The following is a 4,281-nucleotide window of genomic DNA, read 5'->3' as shown; positions in this document are numbered from 1 at the left end:
GGCCCCGGCGCCGACCGCGGCGCCGGCCCCCGGCGCCGAGGGGGTGGTCAGGCCCAGTCGCGGGTGAGGTCGAGGTCCCAGGGGACGAGGTTCCAGGGGCTGCGGGGCTCGGTGGCGAGGTCCTCGACGAGCCGCTCGTACTCGTCCTGCGCCTTACCGCCGCCGCCCGACCAGAGCAGCCGCCCCTGGAGGTAGCAGGTGGCCATGTCCCCCCAGGACGAGTACCGCCGCTGGATGTCGATCGCCAGCGGGAGCATGCGTTCCCAGCAGTACTCCTCGGTCAGCCACCCCACCATGTGGCCCCAGCGGTAGAGCATCAGGGCCCGCCCGTAGTCCCAGATCAGGAACCGTCCCACGTTGGCGCGCAGCGCGGGGTCGGCCAGGGCCTTCATGCGGTGCAGCTCCTCGGACGCGTGGTTGCGGTCGTTGAAGAGCTGGTGGAGGAACTGGGCGAGTTCGGCGCCCTCCTCGCTGACGTCCGCGCCGGGTTCGTCGCGCAGCACCCGCGGGACGAGCCGCGCGTACGAGCCGCCCTCGTCCCCGTACCGGACGCGCACCAGCTCGATCAGCCGCTCGACGAACGGGGGTTCGAGCATGTCGCGGGCGATGAGGTCGTCGACCTCGCGCAGCAGCGTCCTGTACTCCTCCTGCGCGGCACGGGGCCGGGCGGCGAGGACGGCGTCCTGGGTGAAGTCGGCGCGGTGACCGTCCTGGACGAGCCAGTTGACGGCGCCGAGGAGCTGTTCGAGGTCGTAGGCGCCCCACGGGTCCTGAAGGAGTTCCTGCGCGGTGCGGCGGTCGGCGGTCGCCGCGGACTCGCCGGGCGCCACGCCGAGGCGGTCCAGCCGGAACCCGTTGATCGCGCCGTAGGGGCCGGCGGCCGCGATGATCCAGTGCTGCACCGGGGTGAGGTCGCTGCCGTCGGCGAGGGCGCCGGCCAGGTCGGGTGCGGAGATCAGCTCCCACAGCCGCCGCTGGAACTCCTTGGCCTGCCGTTCCTCGCTGCCGAAGAACCCGGCGAGCTGCTTGCGCAGCGACGGGTGCCGGACGTAGAGGCGCCGGAAGAACCGCCCGTTCTTCCACACCAGGTGCTCGGGGCGCAGCTCGCCGAACGGGACGCGCGTCCGCCGGTGCACCATCGTCCGCTCCGCGAACCGCAGCTCCAGATGCGACCACAGGTCGAACAGCGGGGTGAAGCGCAGCAGCAGGACGAAGCCGAGCGCGCAGCCGAACAGGCCGGCGCCCGGCGCCAGCGCCCACCGCGCCTCGGCCGGGAACCCGGACAGGGACAGCACGGCCCCGGTGAGGAGGAGCGCGACGCCGCCGATGCCGAGGGCGAGGAACCAGGTGGTGGTGAGGACCAGGGACCCCTCGATGCGGAGTACCGCGGCGTCGCCGTCGAACTCGAACGATCCCTCGGCGAGTGTCCCCTCGACGGCCCGCTCAAGAGCGTCGAGCTGACCGGCCTTTCCCATGGGCAGGACCGTACATCATCCCTTACGGGTAGATCATCAGCCAGGTGCGGCGTTCGTGCGGGCAAGCCTCCGGAAAGCCGATTCCAAGAAGCGAGGCAGGCCGGCCAGGAGGCGGCCGGGGGTGCTCAGGCGGACTGGAGGTGCTGCATGAGGTGGCTGTGGCGCTGCCAGCCGTCCTGGGAGCGCCCGTCGCCGAGGGGGAACAGCGTCAGCGGTGCGCGCGGGGGGCCGACCTGCTGGCCGGGGATGCCGTCCGGCCCGGCGACGGTCCCGGCGACGGCCAGCGCGGCGGGTGCGGGCGCGCCCGTCCACCGGGGTTCGGTGGTGAGGTCGGCGCGGCCGGGGGTGACCTGGACGAACAGGGAGGCGATGGCCTGCTCGGCGGCGGCGAGCGCACCGACGAGGGTCGGGAGGTGCCGCAGGGGCGGCGGGTCCTCAGGCATGTAGCCGACGGTCACGGTGCCGACCTCGGCGACGGCGCCGCCTTGGTCCGCGGTGAAGTCGCAGATCGCCTGGGCGGGGCGGGGCCCGTCGCCGCCGACGAGGAGCCGCGCGGTGGAGCGTCCCCGCGCGTACTCGGTGAACCGGTCGCTGCGCCAGGGGTGCTCCAGCGGCTCGGCGGGCCCGAGGGCGACAGGCGCCTTGCCGGTGAGCAGCTGCAGGAGGCGGTCGACGGGGCCGCCGAGGTCGCCTTCGGGGCCGTGCCTGGTGCGGTAGGCGAGGGTGAGCTGCGAGCCGATCGGGGCGGTGGGACGGGTGGTGAACCCGGGCGCGTAGTCACGGGCCTCGGGGACGGGGACGAACGTCCCGCCGCTCCATTTCAGCGGCCGTCCGGTGAGGCCCTCGTAGTAGCCGTCGCCGTCGCGGACGACCCACTGCACCTCTTTGCCCGCCGCGGCGGAGCGCAGCGGGAGCGACAGCCGGGAGGCCAGGGGGGTGACGACCTGGAGGGTGCGGCCGCTGGCGACGCAGTCGCCGAGGGCCTTGTTCATCCAGGCGCTCAGCGGCACCAGCGGCCGATCCTGCAGAACGACCATGGCCTGGTCGGTCAGCGCGTCTACTGTGCTCATCTTCACCGGAGTGTAGTGCGGGGGCCGATCCGGGCGGACCCTGCGGGCGGACCTTGCCGGTGGGTCCGGCGGTGGGCCGGTGGGTCCGGCGGTGGGCCGGTGGGTCCGGCGGTGGGCCGGTGGGAGGGCGACTTTCCCGTGGCGAGGGTGGCCTGTGTCCAATCTGTGCTGAAATGTTACGGATGCAGCGAGCCGCCGCGCCGTCTCCGGTGTACTTCGCGGACAACGCGCCTCAGCCACCGGAACCGCCGGTGCGGGGCCGTCTGTGGCGCGTGCTCGGCGGGCTGTCGATCGCGATGTCGCTGCTCCTGGTCGCCGGCAGCCTCACCACGTACGGGTTCTGGCGGCGGCTCGACGGCCAGATCGACCGCGAGAACGTGGACGGCCGGCTCGGCGAACGTCCCGAGAAGCTCAACAACTCGCTGAACATCCTGCTGATGGGTTCCGACAGCCGCGAGGGGGAGAACGCCCGCTACGGCGTCGAGCCCGGGAAGCGTTCCGACACCACGATCCTGCTGCACATCTCGCCCGGCGGCGAGAGCGCGATCGGCATCAGCTTCCCGCGCGACTCGATGGTGCAGATGCCGCCGTGCGAGAAGGAGGACGGCGCCGTCGTCCCCGCCCAGTTCGGGATGATCAACGCGGCGTTCTCCAACGGCGGCCCCGCCTGCACCTGGCGGACGATCGAGTCCCTCACCAAGATCCACATCGACCACTACGTCGAGGTGGACTTCACCGGCTTCAAGCGGGTCGTGGACGCGCTCGGCGGCGTGGAGATCTGCGTGCCGCGGCGCATCGACGACCCGAAGGCCGAACTGCACCTCAAGCCCGGCCGCCAGAACGTCCGCGGCGACCAGGCGCTCGGTTACGTCCGCACCCGCTACGGGCTCGGCAACGGCTCCGACCTCGACCGGATCAAGCGGCAGCAGGCGTTCATGGCGTCGATCGTCAAGAAGGCCACCGACCGGGGAATGCTCACGGACCCGGGCCGCACCTACGACTTCCTGTCCGCCATCGCCAAGTCGATCAAGGCGGACGACGATCTCACGCTGTCGGTGATGCAGAAGCTGGCCGGCAGCCTGCGCGGGATGAGTGCCGGGAAGGTCCGGTTCGTCACTGTTCCGGTGCAGGCGTACCCGCAGGACAAGAACCGCGTCCAGTTCGACCCGGCGCGGGCCGAGCCGCTGTTCAGGGCCGTCCGGGAGGACAACAGGCTTCCCGAGCCGCCCCCGGCGCCCGTCGCGGCGCAGAAGGTCCAGCCCGTCCCGCCGGAGCAGGTCAGGATCGGCGTCTACAACGGGAGCGGCACCCCGGGCCTCGCGCAGCGGACGGCCGACCAGCTCACCGAACGCGGCTTCCAGGTCGTCAAGGTCGGCAACAGCAACAGGCGGTACGCCCGCACCCGGATCCTGTACGGCACCGGCGCCGAAGGCCAGGCCGCCCGCACGGCCATCGCGGTGCCCGGCCCCACGCCGCGCGCCTGGTCGTCCGCCAAGCCCGGCTACGTCTACCTCGTCGTCGGCAAGGAAGGCGCCGACCTGCGCGCCCTGAACGCGTCGGTCCCCAAGGTCGCCGGCGAGATCCGCGCCGACCGCGACGTCTGCGCGGCGACCTGACACTTCTCACCAGGGCGGCGCCGTCACACGAGCCACCGCGGATCGGTATCGTGTCGGCGCGTAACCCGCCACGCGTACCAAAGCGTCATATGTAAGACAGCTCACCCAAACCCCCCGACC

3 protein-coding genes are annotated in these 4,281 nt (G+C 72.4%); 1 reads left to right on the top strand and 2 read right to left on the bottom strand.

Going from position 1 to position 4,281, the window contains the following annotated elements; all coding sequences use genetic code 11:
* Window positions 1-47: 47 nt before the first annotated feature.
* On the bottom strand, window positions 48-1,475 hold the full coding sequence (locus E1285_RS43570; RefSeq protein WP_132160770.1) for a DUF1266 domain-containing protein: 1,428 nt from the start codon (window positions 1,473-1,475) through the stop codon (window positions 48-50).
* A 125-nt stretch (window positions 1,476-1,600) separates the two neighbouring features.
* Window positions 1,601-2,545 carry a DUF6177 family protein gene (locus E1285_RS43565; protein ID WP_243723468.1) on the bottom strand — a complete coding sequence of 315 codons (945 nt, stop codon included), beginning with the start codon at window positions 2,543-2,545 and terminating at the stop codon, window positions 1,601-1,603.
* Window positions 2,546-2,727: 182 nt separating this feature from the next.
* On the opposite strand from E1285_RS43565, the gene E1285_RS43560 reads away from it, so the two are divergent.
* The gene (locus E1285_RS43560; protein ID WP_132160769.1) at window positions 2,728-4,161 is read left to right on the top strand and encodes an LCP family protein; all 1,434 of its coding nucleotides are present in this window, start codon (window positions 2,728-2,730) and stop codon (window positions 4,159-4,161) included.
* The last annotated feature ends 120 nt before the right edge of the window (window positions 4,162-4,281 follow it).

The sequence above is a fragment of the Actinomadura sp. 7K507 genome (assembly GCF_004348425.1).
In the GTDB taxonomy this organism is placed as follows: Bacteria; Actinomycetota; Actinomycetes; order Streptosporangiales; family Streptosporangiaceae; genus Spirillospora.
The sequence above is the reverse complement of the archived record's forward strand: the minus strand, read 5'-3'. Positions and strand labels throughout refer to the sequence as shown.